The 17,923-nt window shown below is 28.9% G+C and carries 17 protein-coding genes; 14 read left to right on the top strand and 3 right to left on the bottom strand.

Going from position 1 to position 17,923, the window contains the following annotated elements; all coding sequences use genetic code 11:
* Positions 1-8: 8 nt before the first annotated feature.
* Genes rpsR through dnaB form a run of 3 tightly spaced genes read left to right on the top strand, consistent with a single transcriptional unit; the run spans position 9 to position 2,208 of the window.
* On the top strand, positions 9-302 hold the full coding sequence (gene rpsR / locus bpSLO_RS00555) for a 30S ribosomal protein S18 (RefSeq protein WP_025375161.1): 294 nt from the start codon (positions 9-11) through the stop codon (positions 300-302).
* A 9-nt stretch (positions 303-311) separates the two neighbouring features.
* The gene (gene rplI, locus bpSLO_RS00550; RefSeq protein ID WP_025375160.1) at positions 312-806 is read left to right on the top strand and encodes a 50S ribosomal protein L9; all 495 of its coding nucleotides are present in this window, start codon (positions 312-314) and stop codon (positions 804-806) included.
* 16 nt (positions 807-822) lie between these two features.
* The gene (gene dnaB / locus bpSLO_RS00545) at positions 823-2,208 is read left to right on the top strand and encodes a replicative DNA helicase (RefSeq protein ID WP_025375159.1); all 1,386 of its coding nucleotides are present in this window, start codon (positions 823-825) and stop codon (positions 2,206-2,208) included.
* 42 nt (positions 2,209-2,250) lie between these two features.
* On the opposite strand, the gene bpSLO_RS00540 is transcribed toward dnaB, so the two are convergent.
* A complete protein-coding gene (locus tag bpSLO_RS00540) occupies positions 2,251-3,606 on the bottom strand; it encodes a hypothetical protein (RefSeq protein WP_025407510.1) in 1,356 nt (451 codons plus the stop codon).
* A 184-nt stretch (positions 3,607-3,790) separates the two neighbouring features.
* On the opposite strand from bpSLO_RS00540, the gene bpSLO_RS00535 reads away from it, so the two are divergent.
* From bpSLO_RS00535 to bpSLO_RS00505, 7 genes are all read left to right on the top strand, one after another.
* Entirely contained in the window at positions 3,791-4,984 is a 1,194-nt protein-coding gene (locus bpSLO_RS00535) for an acetyl-CoA C-acyltransferase (protein ID WP_025375157.1), read from the top strand.
* A gap of 70 nt (positions 4,985-5,054) precedes the next feature.
* Positions 5,055-6,089, top strand: a complete 1,035-nt coding sequence (locus tag bpSLO_RS00530) for a peptidylprolyl isomerase (protein WP_422385939.1) — start codon at positions 5,055-5,057, stop codon at positions 6,087-6,089.
* A 25-nt stretch (positions 6,090-6,114) separates the two neighbouring features.
* Positions 6,115-6,549 carry a transcription antitermination factor NusB gene (gene nusB / locus bpSLO_RS00525; protein ID WP_025375155.1) on the top strand — a complete coding sequence of 145 codons (435 nt, stop codon included), beginning with the start codon at positions 6,115-6,117 and terminating at the stop codon, positions 6,547-6,549.
* Positions 6,536-8,188: a tetratricopeptide repeat protein gene (locus bpSLO_RS00520; RefSeq protein ID WP_025375154.1), complete on the top strand. Its 1,653-nt coding sequence runs from the start codon at positions 6,536-6,538 to the stop codon at positions 8,186-8,188. The genes nusB and bpSLO_RS00520 overlap by 14 nt, the downstream gene beginning before the upstream one ends.
* Positions 8,189-8,192: 4 nt before the next feature.
* A complete protein-coding gene (gene map, locus bpSLO_RS00515) occupies positions 8,193-8,945 on the top strand; it encodes a type I methionyl aminopeptidase (protein WP_025407512.1) in 753 nt (250 codons plus the stop codon).
* A gap of 58 nt (positions 8,946-9,003) precedes the next feature.
* Positions 9,004-10,446 (top strand): trypsin-like peptidase domain-containing protein, encoded by a 1,443-nt coding sequence (locus bpSLO_RS00510; RefSeq protein ID WP_025375152.1) that lies wholly within the window; start codon positions 9,004-9,006, stop codon positions 10,444-10,446.
* 249 nt (positions 10,447-10,695) lie between these two features.
* Positions 10,696-11,286, top strand: a complete 591-nt coding sequence (locus bpSLO_RS00505) for a phosphoribosyltransferase (RefSeq protein WP_025375151.1) — start codon at positions 10,696-10,698, stop codon at positions 11,284-11,286.
* Here the strand turns inward: bpSLO_RS00505 and bpSLO_RS00500 are convergent.
* Together bpSLO_RS00500 and asnS are read right to left on the bottom strand one after the other, a co-directional pair.
* Entirely contained in the window at positions 11,283-11,861 is a 579-nt protein-coding gene (locus bpSLO_RS00500) for a hypothetical protein (RefSeq protein ID WP_025407513.1), read from the bottom strand. The two genes, bpSLO_RS00505 and bpSLO_RS00500, sit on opposite strands and share 4 nt — an antisense overlap.
* A 23-nt stretch (positions 11,862-11,884) precedes the next feature.
* Positions 11,885-13,270 carry an asparagine--tRNA ligase gene (gene asnS / locus bpSLO_RS00495; RefSeq protein WP_025407514.1) on the bottom strand — a complete coding sequence of 462 codons (1,386 nt, stop codon included), beginning with the start codon at positions 13,268-13,270 and terminating at the stop codon, positions 11,885-11,887.
* A gap of 141 nt (positions 13,271-13,411) precedes the next feature.
* On the opposite strand from asnS, the gene murI reads away from it, so the two are divergent.
* From murI to bpSLO_RS00475, 4 genes are read left to right on the top strand one after another with little or no spacing between them, the layout of a single operon-like run.
* Entirely contained in the window at positions 13,412-14,176 is a 765-nt protein-coding gene (murI, locus tag bpSLO_RS00490; protein ID WP_025407515.1) for a glutamate racemase, read from the top strand.
* On the top strand, positions 14,173-15,114 hold the full coding sequence (gene rsgA, locus bpSLO_RS00485; protein WP_025407516.1) for a ribosome small subunit-dependent GTPase A: 942 nt from the start codon (positions 14,173-14,175) through the stop codon (positions 15,112-15,114). Before murI ends, rsgA begins: the two co-directional genes overlap by 4 nt.
* Positions 15,086-17,422, top strand: a complete 2,337-nt coding sequence (locus tag bpSLO_RS00480; RefSeq protein ID WP_038447963.1) for an endonuclease MutS2 — start codon at positions 15,086-15,088, stop codon at positions 17,420-17,422. Before rsgA ends, bpSLO_RS00480 begins: the two co-directional genes overlap by 29 nt.
* Positions 17,423-17,818 carry a hypothetical protein gene (locus tag bpSLO_RS00475; protein WP_025375145.1) on the top strand — a complete coding sequence of 132 codons (396 nt, stop codon included), beginning with the start codon at positions 17,423-17,425 and terminating at the stop codon, positions 17,816-17,818.
* Positions 17,819-17,923: the final 105 nt, after the last annotated feature.

Genomic DNA, 17,923 nt, shown 5'->3' with positions numbered 1-17,923 from the left:
TTTAATTTATGTATAAAGATATAGATTCCCATCAGAGAGACTCAAGGACTGATGGACATCAAGATGGTTTTAAAAAAAACCCTAATTTTAGATTTTTTAAGAAAAAGACATGTAGATTTTGTGATATGGATAGAGTTCCTGATTATAAAGAATTTGATTTCCTTAAGAAGTTTATTACAGAGCAAGGGAAAATATTGCCTAGGAGAATTACAGGCACTTCTGCTAAGCATCAGAGGCGTCTTGCACTAGAGGTTAAAAAAGCTAGATATATGGCTTTACTTCCTTTTGTGAAGAAATATTAAGGAGAGATGATGAGAGTAATTTTGAAAGAAGATTTTATTAATCTTGGAAAAGAAGGTGATATTGTTGATGTTAAGGATGGTTTTGCTAGAAATTATTTATTACCAAAAGGTTTTGCTGTTTTTTCGGATAAGCATAATATTGATATTTTCAATCAAAAAAGGAGATCAATACTTAAGAGACAAGAAACAAGAAAAAAAGCAGCCCTTGAACTTAAAGAAAAACTTGATAAGATTAATTTAAAATTCGTAATGCAGTCTAATGATAGTGGAAAATTGTTTCATAGTATTAATAGCTTAAATATTGCCGATGAGCTTTTAAAGCTTGGTTTTGAAATTGAGAGAAGAAAAATAGATATACATCATGGTACATTAAAAACTTTTGGAATTTATGATGTAACTATTAAGCTTTATGAGGGAATTAATTCTGTCATTAAAGTTGAGATAAAAAGGGAAGAGAAAAAACATTCTCTTAAAAAGTCTAAGAGTGTTGAAAAGGAAGTTTAAAGAAGAGGTATAGTTTGTGGCTTTTACTTCAGTAAGTACAGCCTCTACACTTCTTTTTAACGAAGGCGCAGAAAAGGCAGTTATTTCGAGTATATTTTATAATCCAGGAAAGGTGGAAGAGGCATTATTATATCTAAAACCGGATGATTTTTATAGTCAAAATCATGAGATGATTTTTAAAGCGATGATTTCTCTTTATGAAAAAAGAGAAAATATTGATCCAATAACTGTATTTGAGGAAGTATCTTCTTTAACACCTAAATCACAGCTTTTAAGTAATTTTAAAGCTTTAACAGGATTGCAGGATTATTTGAGTTTTCTCTCAGGATATCTTCCAACTGATAAGACTATAAATGTTTATGCGAAAATTGTTAAAGAACATCGTATTAGAAGAGATATTTCTAAAATTTCTAGGGAACTGAATGATTTAGCTAATGATTCTACAAAAAAAGTTGAGCAATTTGTGGAAGAAGCACAAAGGTATATTCTTTCAATTGAATTAGATTGTTCTAGTAAAAATCTTAATCATGCAAAAATTATTGCTGAGAGAGTTCATGCTGAGATATATGAGAGAAGCATGAAAAAACGAGAAGTTAATTTTGGTATTCCAAGTGGTTTTAGGAAGGTTGATAGTCTTATTGGAGGTTTTAGAGAGAGTGATTTTATTATTATTGGTGCTCGTCCTAGTGTTGGTAAGACTGCCTTTGCACTTAATATTGCGTCAAGTATTGCATTGAGGAATGATAAAAAGAGGAAAGTAGGTTTTTTTTCTCTTGAAATGACTTCTGATGCTTTGATTAAAAGAATAATAGCAGCTCAAGCTAATATTGATAGTTTTAAGATTCAAAATAGTATTTTGTCAGGTCATGAAATTAAGGCAATCAATGATGTTGTGAATGATATTAGTAATTCTGAATTTTATATTGAAGATACTGCTAATATTAGTTTGTTAACGCTTGCAACTCAGGCTCGGAAGCTTAAAAGATTTTCGGATATAGATATACTATTTGTTGATTATATTAGCCTTATTTCCCTCGAAGCTAGAAATATTCCACGTCATGAGCAGGTAGCCTCAATTAGTAAAGCACTCAAAGAGCTTGCAAGAGAACTTAAGATTCCAATTGTTGCCCTTTCACAGCTTACAAGAGATACTGAGGGACGTGAACCCAGTCTTGCTAGTTTAAGAGAATCAGGTGCATTAGAGCAGGATGCAGATATTGTTATTTTACTTCATAGAGATAAGGACTTAAAAAGTGGCTCTGATGATGAGAGAGTGATTAGTGCTATCGATACTAAAATTATTGTTGCTAAACATAGAAATGGGCCTACAGGAAGAGCTGATATATTGTTTTTGCCACATGTTGTTAAATTTGTGAATAAAGAACATGAAAATGATTATTAATATTATTTGTTGCATTCATATAACTTGACTAATTTGACGTACTTAGATGTTTATTGTTATACCGATTCCAAGGTAATTAAAATTTAATTTATGTGTTTCTAAAGTAGAATTTGTTGTGTTATAAATAATTGGGTGATAATTAATTTTTGTAAATATTTTTGCATTATATGTTACTTTATTGTATTTAAATGTTTCTATTGATATGCCAGGTTCAATTTCAAGTCCTGCTTGCAGTGTATCTTTTATTTTTAATGGTCTGTAAATGGCTTTTACATCTTTTTTATCTTGATTGTAAGATACGAATATTCCAGAACATATGTATAATATAAATCGATCTTTTGTAAATAATTCATACATCAATCCGGATGAAAATCTATTTGTACGGCTATTTAATTCAGTTAAATTAATATCATAATTTGTTGCAATGGCAAAATAGTATTTTAATGAGGGTATTATTATATAATATATTAAGTTTCTAGTTTGAAATGGGATCATAAGTTCAAATCCAAAAGAAAAATTTTGGTTGAGGAGATATAAGTTATCTTCCGAGGTATTGTCGTATTCTTCAGTAAAGATTATACCAAATCCTCCTACACTGAAAAATTTTTCCTTGGTTGAAAAATTGTTTAAATTAAGGTTATTTATTGTAAAAAAGTTTTTAGAATGAAGTCTGTATTGAATTCCAATTCCAGTTTCTGCTTCTTGTATTTTTGAATATGTTTCTATGCTATTTATTTTGCTTTGGATTTGATAAAAGAGTTTAGTTTCAATTCCTATAGACTCATTTCTAAAGTCCATTGCAATGCTTGTTTTGAAAAAATAATCTGCAAAATAAGATAAGTCTATATAATTTTCAAGATTGAAAAATTTCATGTAAGAATAATTGATTGCTGCACTTAAGAAACCTCTGTAATTGTAATTTTCATAATTTTTAGGAATTGGTCTTAATTGTCTTAGGGTAAAATGTACTGCTTTTTGTATTAAAGCCCCGCCCCAGTTTCCATAGATTAAATTTTTAATACCAATACCAATATCAATGTTTCCAAAGTATTGTGTTTGTGTTTTGATTGAGAATGGAAAATAATACATAAATCCAATTTCTAAAAGATCAATTCTTGTTCTTAATTGCTCAGGAGAATCTTTATTCCCTCTAAAAGTTAACATGTGTGCTTCTGCATTTATCATGAAATTATATTTTGATTCATGAATAAATATCAAAGAACCGCTTCTGAGATCATCAAAAAAATCACAGAGTGCAAATCCAAGACCGTCATTTAGATTGTTAAAATGGTATTTATCAACTCTATCATTTTGATATTTGATTAAATGGTTATAAGCATAAGAATTAATTGCCAACATTATAATTATCATTTTGAGGTTAAGTTTTGCTAAATACATGCATAATTAATATAACATTTTTGTTTTAATATATCATTGTGTTTTTTGTGTATTTAATAATTAATATATTAATATTGATGATAATTTTTATCAAATCATTTATAATATCTTTTATATTCTGTTTTTTCAAATTGTGTTTTGTTATTATATAGTTGAAGATTAGTTTTTTTGTGTGGGGTTTTATATGAGAAAAATAGCAATCATTGACGGACTTAGATCTCCGATTACTAAATTTGGAGGTGCCTTAAAGGGAATGAATATTGTTGATGTGTCCTCAGATATTGTTAAGGCTTTACTTGGTAGAAATAATATTGATAAAGTGGATGAGGTTATTGTTGGAAATGTAATTTCTGCAGGGCTTGGTCAAAATATTGCCAGACAAATTGCTTTGAAGGCTGGTTTAGGTGAAATTATTCCTGCTTTTACTGTAAACAAAGTTTGTGGCTCGGGACTTAAGTCTTTAGAACTTGCGTTTAATTCTATAGCTCTTGGTAATAGTGAAATTGTTTTAGCTGGTGGTGTAGAAGATTTGAGTAATTCGCCTTATCTTTTGCCAAGAGGTGTCAGATTTGATGGTTTAAAATTTGGCGACTTTAAAATAGAAGATTCAATATATAAAGATGCCTTAGTTGATACTCCAAGTAGTACTGTGATGGGACTTACAGCGGAAAATTTGGCTGAAATGTATGAAATTACAAGAGAAATGCAAGATCAGTTTGCATATAATTCTCATATGAAGGCAACAGCAGCGAGAGATAGTGGATATTTTCATGATGAAATATATCCTTTATCAGTTTTTGATAAAAAGACAAAACTTAAAAGTGTTATATGTAGTGATGAGGAGATACGTGATAGTTTAAGTTTGGAAAAACTGTCGTCTTTAAAACCTGTCTTTAAGGAGGGAGGTACTGTTACAGCCGGCAATTCTTCTAGTTTAGATGATGGAGCTTGTTTTTTAATATTGGCAAGTGAGGATTTTGTTTGCAAAATGGGATTACAACCTTTAGCTTATGTTGGTGGTTTTAAAAGTGTAGGCTTAAACCCTCTTCATATGGGATTTGGAGCTTTTCTTGCTATTGAAGAGATTATAGATAAGTTTAACTTAACTCCAAGTGAAATTGATTTTATTGAAACAAATGAAGCTTTTGCAGCACAATCTTTAAGTGTTTTGAAAGCTTTACGTCAAAAATATGATGTGAGAGATAGTATTATCAATGTTAATGGAGGGGCTATTGCCTTAGGGCATCCATTTTCAGTTAGTGGCGCTAGGATTTTGTTAACTCTTGCACGTCTTATTAAAATAAATAATAAATCAAAAGGAATTGCCTCCCTTTGTATTGGAGGTGGGCAGGGTATAGCGGCCTTTTTATATAGATGAATGATATTCTTATTTTAAACTAGATTTAAATTTAATGTTTTGTTAAAATCTTAAGCAGTGATTTAGTTCAATGATTGATATAAAGGTGATTTTTATGGGTAATGTTTTGTGTTTTCTGTTATTTTTTGTTGTAGGAATAACTTCTTTTGCTCAAAATACTCCTGTTGTAATTATTAATTTGCATAGTAACGAAATTATTACTAAGACAGAATTTGATTCTAAAGTAAATACATTGAAAAAGACACAAGGTAGAGATTTAAGTAATGCTGAGAGGAAGCAAGTTTTGCAGATTTTAATAGCCGATGTTCTTTTTGGTCAAGAGGCTTTAAAGCAAGGGATTAAGGTTGAAGATGCGGAAGTTATGCAAACAATTAGAACTCAGTTTGGACTTTTAAATCTTACAGATGAGCAAATTAAACAAATGATAGAAAGTCAGGGTACAAATTGGAATGAACTTTTATCTTCCATGAAGAGGTCTCTTTCTGCACAAAAGTTAATTCTAAAGATGGCTCAGCCTAAATTTTCGGAAATAAAAATCCCAGGAGAAAAAGAAGTAGTTGAATATTATGAGGCTAATAAGACTAAATTTGTTAATCCTGATATAGCAAGGATTAGTCATGTTTTCTTTTCTTCGAAAGATAAGAAGAGATCAGAGGTTCTTGCAAATGCAAAGGATATTGTAAATCAGATAAAATCGAAAAAGATTACCTTTGAGGAAGCTGTAAGAAAATATTCAAATGATGAGGGTTCTAAGGTTAAGAATGGTGATCTTGGATTCTTGGCAAGAGGTGATCAGAATGCACAAAATGTTCTTGGATTAGATTTTATTAAAGAAGTATTTATGCTTAAGAAGGGAGACATTTCTCAGCCAATATCATCAAAAGAAGGTTTTCATATAGTTAAAGTTACTGAAATGTATTCTCAGAGATTTTTAGGTCTTCAAGATAAGATATCTCCTAATGTTGATATGACTGTAAAGGATGCCATAAAAAATAATATGGTTAATATTTATCAGCAGCAAATTGTTTCTAGAGTACAACAAGAGATTTATGATAAACTCAATAAGTCTGCTAGTATACAAATTTTGGATTCTAGTCTAAAATAAAGATAAGATATTTATAATATTGGTTATGGACTTGAGACACAGGGCTAGAGTATTAGCTTTTCAAAAAATTTACAGTATTGATGTTAATTGTAAGGCAAAAGATAATATTTATGATATTTTTAATCTTGAAGATCATGGATTTGAGTTAGAAGAAAATTTAAAATTATTTTATTCTGTTTTGGTTAATGGTACTTATGATAATTTAGAATCTATTGACAAATTGATTAGTGATATTTCTCTTAATTGGCGTTTAGACCGTATGGATAAGGTTGATCTTGCCATATTGAGAATGAGTGTATATTCACTTAAGTTTCAAAATTTAGATATTCCCAAGAGAGTCATAATAGATGAGGCTATTTTAATTGCCAAAAAGTATGGTAGTAAAAATTCTTATAAATTTGTTAATGGGATACTTGATGCTTTGTTGAAAAATATGGAGAGCTCATTTGAAAGCAAATAAGGTGTTATTATTTTTTATTTTATTTTTACTCCTTTTTATATCAATTTTTGTTTATTTGAGCTTGAATCCATACGTTTTATATATGTTAAAGGGCGAACTAAATTTTAATGAGATTCTTGTAGAAGTTGATGGTTATCTTTTAAATGAAAATTTAGAGAGTGCTGAGCATGCAATAAGATTTTATTCTTATTATGCTGATACTGAATACAAGTGGCTTTCTCTTATTAAAAGGGCAAAGCTTTATTCTGTTAAAATTAAACATTATTTATTGATGAGGGACATTTTGGACTTAAGTGTTAAAAGTTTGCCGGGAAATTTAAAGCTTAGGGCACTTGAAGTATATTCAAAACTTAAGGTGGGAGCTGTTTTAGAGGCTTATGATATTGCAAAGCAGTATCTTTTAGGATATAAGGAATATAAGCATTTGTATGATGAGGCTTTTATTAAAAGTTTAATTTTAAGCTATGATGTAAAAGATATTAAAAGCTTTTTAATCAAAATGGAACGTGAAAGAGATGCTCTTGCTTTTGAGACTATAGGTTTAAATCTTCAGAATAATGCATTTTTAATTGATGCAATGCTTTTGTATATAGAGAAAAAGGATTTAGATTCTGCTAAGAGAATACTTTTGAAAATAAAGGAAGATAAGGATTTTTCCAAAGAGCTTGCCTATATTTCTTACGGTCTTGATAATTTGGATTTTACTATTGCAAATCTTAAGCTTAATAATAGTAATGAACCAAGTTTGATGTTTTTGCTAGCAGACGCCTATTTGAAGAAGGGTGATATTAACAATGCTAAGATTGAATATTTAAAACTTTATACTGATTTTCCTGATTATAGTATGATGGTATATCTTGGTCTGGCATTTATTGCTAAGAAGGAGAATGATTTAAAGCGTGCTATTGCTTATTTAAATAAGGCTAATGACAATTTTAAAGAAAATGAAATGGTAAATTATTATTTGGCTAATATTTATTTTGAAGCCAATGATTATTTTAATGCAAATGAGATTGCAAAAAAGTATAGAGATAGTCCTTTATTTTTTAAACTTTACTTTGTGTTGAATTATTCAGATTTAAAGTATGAGGCTAAAAAGTCTTTTTTATGGCGTTTATTTTATAGATCAAATTATAGTACTGATATTGCTCAGCTTTTGGCTTGGAATTTGCTTCTTTATTCCGATCTAAAAGATTTAGATTTATTTTTTAAGATTTATGATTCTGTTAATGAAGTTCAAGATTGGTATTATTTCTATAAATTTTATTATTTTTTTCTTAAAAAAGACTTAAATGTTGCGGAAAAAGTAATTATTGAGAATCAAGTGGGCAAATATTTATATGGTTTTTATTATAATCTTGGGGTTTTAAAATTGTATCAAAAAAATTATAAAGAGTCTGAAGAATATTTTAGTAAGACAGTTTCTCTTTTGCCTTTCACTCTTGATGATAAGAGTAAAATTACTTTAAGAGAACGTGAAGATCTGGCAAAAGTGTATTTAAAGCGTGGAATTAATTATCTTTATTTAGGTGAATTTGAAAAGGGACGAGAAGCTATTTTAACTTCTAATTTTTTTTATGAAACTAATGAAGGTAAACTTTATATGAATATGATAGAAATACTTAAAGAGAGGAATTAATTATTTGAAATTAAGATTAAAATCTAGAGCAGAGATTGAGAAAATTAGGGCATCTGCAAGACTTTTAGCCCAGACTTTTTTAGAAATTGAGAAAAATATTGCTCCTGGAATTAACACTAAGACGCTTGATTTGATTGCTAGTGATTTTATTACTAAGAATGGGGCTAAATCTGCTTTTAAGGGATATGCTGGATTTAAAGGAACCATTTGTGCTTCTATAAATGAAGAAGTTATTCATGGAATTCCTGGAACAAGAGAACTTAAAGATGGCGATGTTATTAGTGTTGATTGTGGAGTTATTTTAGATGGGTTTTATAGTGATATGGCTAAGACTTTTAAGGTGGGTAAAGTAAGCCCTAGGGTCAATAAATTATTAGAAGTTACAGAGGCTGCTCTTTATAGAGGAATTGATGAAATGAAGGCTGGTAATCGAGTTTTAGATATCTCAAAAGCTATAGAAAATTATATTAAACCATTTGGTTTTGGAATTGTTAGGGATTATACAGGACATGGTGTTGGTTTTGCTTTGCATGAAGAACCCAGTGTTCCAAATTATTATGAGCCTTTTTTTAAAAATGTTAGAATTCAAGAAGGTATGGTTTTAGCAATTGAGCCGATGGTAAATTTAGGGGGACATAAAGTTTCTGTTAAGAATGATGATTGGACGGTGTTTGCATCTGATTTTAGTTGTTCTGCTCATTTTGAACATACTGTTGCTGTTGTTGATGGTTTGCCTTTGATTTTGAGTAAGATTTGATAGATATTAATTAAGTGTTATTTAAAAGATTTGGTTTTATATTATGGAGGTGTATAAAATGAAGAAAAATTTTATTTCCGTATTTTTAGCAAGCTTTTTAGCTTTAACTATTGGATTTTTTGTTGGAATATATTATTTAGGATCTGATAAAAATACTATTGTTTTTGCACAGGAGAAAGGTGATGCTGGCGAGTCTCTTCAGGATTCTTTTAGAAAGGTATCTAAAAAGATTTTACCATCCACTGTGGAAATTTATGCTACTGGAATAGTTAAAACACGCGATCTTTTCCATTTATTCTTCTTTTTTGATATTCCAGGTTTTAACCTTGAAAAAAAGGCGCAATGGGGTGGTTCTGGAGTAATTATTGGAAGAGATTCTAAGAAAACAAATTTATTTTATGCTCTTACAAATAGTCATGTTGTAGATAATGCGATTGAATTTGAAGTTGGAACTTATGACAATAAAACTTATAAAGCAAAACTAGTAGGTAAGGATGATAAAAAAGATATTGCACTCGTTAGTTTTGAGGCTAATGATGCAGCTATTGAAATAGCTGAACTTGGTGATAGTGATATGCTTGAGATAGGGGATTGGGTTATAGCTGTTGGGAGTCCCCATAACTTTAGTTTTTCAGTTACAGCAGGTATTATAAGTGGTCTTCATCGTTCGGTTAATCCTAATTTAAAAGCACGAAATTCATTTATTCAAACAGATGCAGCTATTAATCGTGGTAATTCTGGGGGACCTCTTGTAAATATTAAGGGAGAAGTTATTGGGATCAATACTTGGATATCGGCTTCTCCTTCTGGGGGTAATCTTGGACTTGGTTTTGCTGTTCCTATTAATAACGCTAAAAGTATTTTCGATGTTTTGATGAGTGGGAAGAAGAGTGAATCGGCTTGGATGGGCGTTGATTTGCATCGTTTAAGAAATAAGGACCCAGAACTTCTTAAAAGCTTAGGTTATGAAGATAATTTTGAATCATTAGCAATTATTGCGGGTGTTTATGATGGTACATCTGCTTTTAGAGCAGGGCTTAAAGCAGGTGATGTAATTAGCAAGATTAATGATGTTTCAATGAATTTTTTCTACGATGTTAAGCAGTATATTAATGATTTTTATGCGAAAGAGAAGATTAAAGTTGAAATTTTAAGAGGAAAAGAAAAAAAGAATGTTGAAATAGAACTTGATGTTAAGCCCAAAATCAGTAATGAGAAGGAATATATCTCAGAGCTAAAATTGATGCCAGGTTTTACTGTTTATCCTTTAACTAAGGAGGTTAGGACTCAACTTGGTTTAAGAAATTGGACTAATGGAGTTGTGGTAGACAGTGTTGATCCAACTTTAGGTACAAATCCTAAAATTTCAACAGGAGATATCATTATGGTTGTTAATTCAAAAAGTATTAAAAGCTTAAGAGATTTTTATGATGCTGTTCAATATGGGAAGAATACTTATACTGTTTTAAGAGATGGTCAAACTTTTAAGGTATCTTTTTAGTAATAAACTTTATTTTTAGTTTAGGCTTAAAGATATCCATTCTTTAAGCCTATTTAATTCTAACTAAGAATTTATGTTTAATTGTTTTAGGAAAAGAGGTATTGTTTATATTAATGAGTTTTGTTTTTAATTAAATATGAGTAATATGAATGTTGAGTGCTTGCAAGAGTAGCAAATATATTTATTTTAATGCAAATGGTCAATTTTGAGATAAATCTTAGTTTTTATGCGTTTTGAGGTGTTATTTTAATGAAAAAATTTGTTTCTTATGAAGAGATAAGAATAAATGGTCTTAAGCTTGCTTATAAAATTTATAAAAATGGATTTATTCCTGATATTATGTATGTCTCTTTAAGAGGAGGAGCTTATCTTGGTAATATTATTAGTGAATTCTTTAAATTTATTAAGCTAGAAAAACCTCTTCTTTATGCTGCTGTTGTTGCAAGATCATATGATATTTCAAATAAGCAAAAAAAAATAATGATAGATGGATGGACTTATGATCCAAAATATTTAAGAGCAGGGGATAATGTTTTATTTGTTGATGATATTTTTGATACTGGTCGTACAATTATTCATTTGCGAGAAGAAGTTTTAAAGAGAGGAATAGATAGTCAAAATGTTAAGATTGCTGTTTATGATTATAAGGAACGTGGATATGTGGATTATAAACCTGATTATTATGTTAATAAATATTCAAGTGAAGATGAGCTAAATACCTGGATACATTACAGCAATCATGAATTAATAGGCTTATCAAAAGATGAGTATAAATTGAGTTTTTTTAATTTAGATGATGAACTGAATGATATTTTAAAATTTTTGTCTAGCAAACTTTAGTTTTGCTCGACTTTGATATATTCTAGTTCACTATATCCTATGACGTGTAAAGCTTTTGTTATTTCTCCTAAATAATCTTCTAAGATTGGACCAATTAAAGCAAAATTATTTTCTATTTGTGTATTTATTTTATTTAGTGCTTTTATTTTTTTAAATCTATCTTTCGTATGAGTTGCATAGACTTTGATGTTATACCATATATTTTTCTTTGATTTGGATGTTTGTATGTTGTTTTTGTCTTGAGGATAATATATTTTGTTAGATTTTCTTATTTGTACGATATTGTTTATGGGTTTTTGTACATCTTGCTTTTTATTAGTTTTATCAATTTGTAGATTTATATCTTTTTTTCTTATAATGTTATGATGATAGTCTGTTTTTTTGTGTGGATAGTTTATTTTATTGGATTTGTTAATCCTGGGCTTTTCTTTACTGTATTGATAATTTGATTTTTTACCTGTGATTTCTTTTTCTATATTTGAAAATATTTTTAAATTATTTTCAAATTTTTCATTTGAAAATAACATCAATGCTATCAGCATTAATGTTATTTGACATAAAATTTTTATTTGCAATTGTTTCCTCCTAAAACTTTTTATTAGAAATAAAGAGTTTTAGGAGTCCTTGGAAATGGTATGACATCTCTAATATTGGCCATTCCTGTTATATATTGTATTAATCTCTCAAGTCCAAGTCCAAATCCAGAATGAGGAGTTGATCCAAATCTCCTTAAGTCTAAGTACCAATTAAGAGTTTCTATTTCTAAATTTAGCTCTTTTATTCTTTTATTCAACTTATCCAAATTATCTTCTCTTTCACTGCCTCCAATTATTTCTCCGATGCGTGGAACTAAAATATCCATTCCTTTAACAGTTTTGCCGTCTTCATTCATCTTCATGTAAAATGCTTTAAATTCTTTTGGATAATCAATAACTATGGCAGGTTTTTTGATGATTTCTTCTGTTAAATACCTTTCATGTTCTGTTTGTAAATCCATTCCCCAATAAGGTTTTATTTCAAATGTTTTTGTTGCATTTTCAAGTTTTTTAATTGCTTGGGTATATGTAATAACTTCAAAGTTAGAGTTTATGACATCTTCAATTTTTTTGATTAAGCCTTTTTCAATGAAATTATCAAAAAATTCCATATCTTGATTACAATTATTTAAAGTCTCTTTTAAAATGTACTTAAGAAAATCTTCTGCTAAATTGATATTGTCTTCAAGTGTAAAGAATGCCATCTCAGGTTCAATCATCCAAAATTCTGAGGCATGGCGTGTTGTGTTAGAATTTTCTGCTCTAAATGTTGGTCCAAATGTATATATTTTTGATAAAGCCATTGCATAAGCTTCGCCATGCAGTTGTCCAGTTACTGTAAGGAATGCTTGTTTACCAAAGAAATCATCTTTAAAGTCAACTTCTTTTCCGTTTGTAATGCTATTAAAATCTAAGGTAGATACACGAAATATTTCACCAGCCCCTTCTCCGTCATTTGATGTAATAATTGGGGTATGTATGTATAAAAATCCATTTTTTTGAAAATATTCATGAATTTTATAAGAAATTTGATTTCTAATTCTGGCCACAGCCCCAAATGTGTTAGTACGAATTCTTAAATGAGGGATTTCTCTTAAAAATTCAAAGGTGTGCCTTTTCTTTTGTAAAAGATATGTTTCTTGATCTGCTTCTCCAATTATATTAAAATTTGTTGTTTTGATTTCATAGGTTTGTCCTTTTGCTGGGCTTAAGATTAAGATTCCGGTTAATGATATACTGGCACCTGTTGTGAGCTTTTTAAATTCTTTTTTTTCAAATAGAGGATCTTCTTCATCAATGATCGCTTGAATTCCTTTAATATTTGAGCCGTCATTAATTTCTACAAATGAGATTTTACCATTACTGCGTTTTGTGCGAATCCATCCTTTCACTGTGATTATACTGTCTAGTATAGGATTATTTAAAATTTCTTTGATGCTTCTATGCATATTTGCCCCTTCTATAATTTGGTATTAATAATAATTATAATTTAAACTATGATAGTTTGAAAGTTTGTTATGTTATAAATATTATCAATTGTCATTGAAAGAGAATAAATTAATTTTTATACTTAGAGTTAAGTAAGACTTATGAGCAATTTAAAGAGTGTTATAGTTGTTTTTGATTCGGGTGTTGGTGGACTTTCTTATTTTGAGTATATAAGCAAAAGGCTTGTTAAGAGAAATTATGTCTATATTGCAGATAATAAGAACTTTCCTTATGGTGAAAAGAGCTCAGACTTTCTTTTAAAAGAGATTTTAGAACTAATTTTGAAACTGGAACAAATGTATAATGTTGCTGCCATTGTTATTGCTTGTAATACAGCTTCTATTAGTGTATATGACAAATTAAATTTTAGTTTTCCTGTAATATATACTTTGCCTTCAGTTTGTTTAGTAAAAGAGCTTGCATATAAAAGGGTTATTTTAATTGCGACACATGCTACCATTAATAGTAAATTTATTCAAAGAGAAAAAGATTATCATTGGGATTTAATTTTAAAACCTGCAAGTGAGCTTGTGAATTTTGTAGAATATGGAGATAAATTTAAGGAAGATGCACTTAAATATTTAAATTTCTTAAAATTAGAGGTTAAAGCTAGTAGGCGGAATATAGTTTTTTTAGGATGTACACATTATTTGCATATTAAAGATATGATTGAAAATTCTTTAGGAATTCCTGTTTATGAGAATCGTGAACATGTGACTAATGAGCTTGTTAAAGAATTAAAGAGCATTGATAGTCGTGATGATTGTTTGATACGTTATTTTTATTTAACACAAGATGAAAATTTGTATTTCTATAAGAATTTTTGTGAAAAATATGGTTTGCATTTTAAAGGAATAATCAATTGAAAGACCTTAGATTTGAGGTTCTCTGGGGTGTGAATAATATTTATTCTATTGTTAATGTTAATACCAATGAAATTTATGAAGGAGTTATTAAGGGGAAGGTTTTAAATACTCAGGATAAAGAATATAGTCCTTTGGTTCCTGGCGATTTTGTTTGTGGAGATATTTATGATGAGGGCAAGGTATATATTAAAGAGAGACTTAAACGAAAAAGTGTTCTTTGGCGTTATAATAAAAAGGCTGCTCTTAGGCAAGTTATTGTTTCAAATATAGATAATGTTTTAATTGTTAATTCTGCTAATCTTCCTGAGATTAAAAATTCATTTATTGATAGAGCATTGGTAGTTGCTGAGGAACAAGGGATTACTCCTATTATTTTGATAAATAAGGTTGATGAGGGCATAAGCACTAAAGTTGATACTCTAATTAAAATTTATGAAAATTTAGGTTATAGGGTTATTAAAACTTCTGTTATCACTTTGCAGGGAATTGAGGAAATAAAGGAAATTATTAAGAATTCAAGAGCTTCTTTTGTTGGGCAGTCTGGAGTTGGAAAATCTTCACTTATAAATGAGGTGGATTTAAATGCAGCGCAGGCTATAAATGAAATATCTTATAAATATGCACGAGGGAGACATACTACAGTTTATGCTATGGCTTTTCATTCTGATAATGGAGTGGTAATTGATACTCCTGGAATAAAGGAATTTGGAATTGAAAGCTTAGAACCTCTTAAGCTTAGATATTATTTTAGAGAATTTAAAGATTTAAATAATTTTTGTAGATTTAATTCTTGTTTGCATGCAAATGAGCCAAATTGTTTTATAATGAATCAAATTGGATTTAAAATTTCAGAAGTTAGATACAATAGTTATCTAAAGATTGTAAATGAGCTTAAGAGATATAAGAGTTATGCAAGAGAAATATTTGGAAAAAATTGATTTTTATCAAATATTATCTTCAGTTTCTTCTTACGTAGCTATTTCAGATACGGTTAACCTTCTAGGTGAGCAACAAATATTGAAAACCGAGGAAGAAGTTCATCGAGTATGTTTTTTTGTTAAACTGATCAAAAATCTTATTGAAGTTTATGACGAATATCCAAATTCTTGTCTTGAGAGTATAAGTGATTCTATTGTTTTACTTATTAAAGAAAACTCAAGAATTTCTATTGATGAGATTAAGAATATTATTTTTTTTCTAAGAGAAGTTTTAAGAATAATACTTTTTTTAGATAGAAATGAATTTAAGATTCAAAATGAAGTTGAAATTTTAAAAGAATTATTATTTGTAGATCCAAGTTTAAAGCATTTATTAGAGACTTTATGTAAGTATATTGATCTTGATGAACTTAAAATAAAACGAGGTGTTGTCAAAAATTATGATGAGATTGATTTTGAAATTAGAAATTTAGATAAAAAAATTGAAAAACAGCTCAAGCAGATAATAAGCTTAAATTCGCAATATTTAACCTCTACGCTTATTTATTATAAATCAGGCAAATATACTATTGCACTTAAATCTAGTTTTAAAAATAAAATCAAGGGTAATATTATATCTATTTCATCATCTGGTGAAACATTTTATATTGAACCAAATGATATAGTGAGTGAGAATAATAGATTAGGGTTTTTAAGTTTTGAAAAAACGCGTATAGTTTTAAAAATTCTGCAAGAACTCTCAGATGAGATTCGCAAACATATTGTTCTTTTAAAAGCTCTTTATAATAAATTTTTATATTATGATTCTCTAAAGGCCAGAGCAATTTATGGAATAAGAAATCAAGGAGTGTTTCCTAAATTTGATAGTAATATTAATATTATCAATGCCCGTCATCCTTTAATACAGCATGCAAAATCTATAAATTTTTGTCCTTTAAACAATAAAGTTGTAGTTATTACAGGTCCTAATGCTGGTGGTAAGACGGCAACTTTGAAAACAGTTGCTCTCTTGAGCGCTATGTTTCAATTTGGAATTCCTGTTCCAGTTGATGAGTCTAGTACTTTTAAGATTTTTGATAATATTTTAGTTGATATTGGAGATGATCAATCAATTACAAATTCACTTTCAACTTTTTCAAGTCATATGAATAATATTGCTTATATTTTAAAGTATGCAACAAGAGATAGCCTGTTAATATTTGATGAATTTTGTTCAGGTACTGATATTGAACAAGGACAAGCATTAGCTGTAGCTGTTCTTGAGCATTTAATTAATATTAATTCTTGTGTTATTATTTCGACTCATTACAATGCTCTTAAATATTTTGCATACACCCATGAATTTGTTGTTAATGCTTCTATGCAGATGGATTTAGATAAAATGGAACCTAATTATAATTTAATATTTTCTGTTCCAGGTGAAAGCTTTGCTTTTAGTGTTGCAAGTAAGTCTGCTATTGATTCTAATATAGTACTTAGAGCTAAAGAGATTCATTCATCTAATAAGACGGAAGTTAATGAAATATTGGAAAGACTTACAAAAAAGGAGCAGGAAATTCATTTACTTGAAGAGGAATTAAAAGAAAAGCTTAAGCTTATTGAACTTAAGGAAATCGAGATTAATAATATTCGTAATAATATTATCTTGAAAGAAAAAGATTTGGAAGAGAGATTGATAAATGAGCAGAAAGAATTTTTAACAAATTCAAGGAAAATTTTAGAAAATTTAGTTAGAGAGATAAAAGAGGGTAGTGTTTGTACTACTAAAAATAAGGAATTTATATCTAATATTACAGATAATATAATTACCAAAACTACTAAAATTAGATTGCTTAATCAAGAGATTGACACTAAGATTGAATTTAGGGTGGGTGATAAGGTTCGAGTTGCTGGGTCAAATGCTTCAGGAGAAATAATAGGTGTTACTAAAAAAGGGTTTATTGTAAATACTGGTGTTTTTAATATTACGGTTTCATCTTCTAATTTAGAGAAAATATTGGATAATAAGAAGTCTAAAAATGATCGTGATAAAAATTTTAGTTTTTCTTTTGAGGGTCAAGATGATGAATTGAGTTTAACTGTTGATATTAGGGGAATGAGAGTGGTTGAGGCTATAGACTTTTTAAATAGGAAAATAGATAATATGTTACTGAGGAATGTTTGTAAATTTGAGATTATTCATGGCAAAGGAGAAGGTCTTCTTATGGAAGGAATACATGCATTCTTAAGAGATGTAAAATTTGTTAAAAAATATTATTTTGCTCATCCAAGTGATGGAGGCGTTGGAAAAACAATAGTAGAATTTTAAATGGGTATATCAAGGTTTGAAGAATTTGAGAATGCATTGTTTAAGATCTGTCTTGATGTTGATTGTGTTCTTGAAGATGAATTTGGTAATTCTTATAAAGTGCATCCAAGTAGGCTCTCTAGAGGTAAGGCAGCTAATGGACTTTTGGATGGGCTTTTTCGTGTTACTACTTCTTTTACCCTTGGATATGGTTCTAAATTTGGAAGAGGGTATTTAGTCATTATTGAAATAATAACTCTTGATATAGTCGATGTAGAATTTAGTAACAGGGTTATAGAAAGGGGTATTAATGTTTTTGGTGAAAAGCTTAAAGAAAGATTTCCAGGAAAAAAACTTTCTATAGTTCATGATATTAATGTTTATAAAATTATAGGAGATTTTTTTAGTGGTGTATGATTCTCAATACTTTGGCTTTTAATAATTGAAAATTTATTGTTATACTTTTTATTGAAAGATTTGTTTATTAAGTATTTTGAGTTATTTTTTTTGTATATTAAGGAG

The organism is Borrelia parkeri, from assembly GCF_023035815.1.
Lineage (GTDB): Bacteria > Spirochaetota > Spirochaetia > Borreliales > Borreliaceae > Borrelia > Borrelia parkeri.
Note: the sequence above shows the minus strand (reverse complement) of the source record. Positions and strands in the feature narration are given on the sequence as shown.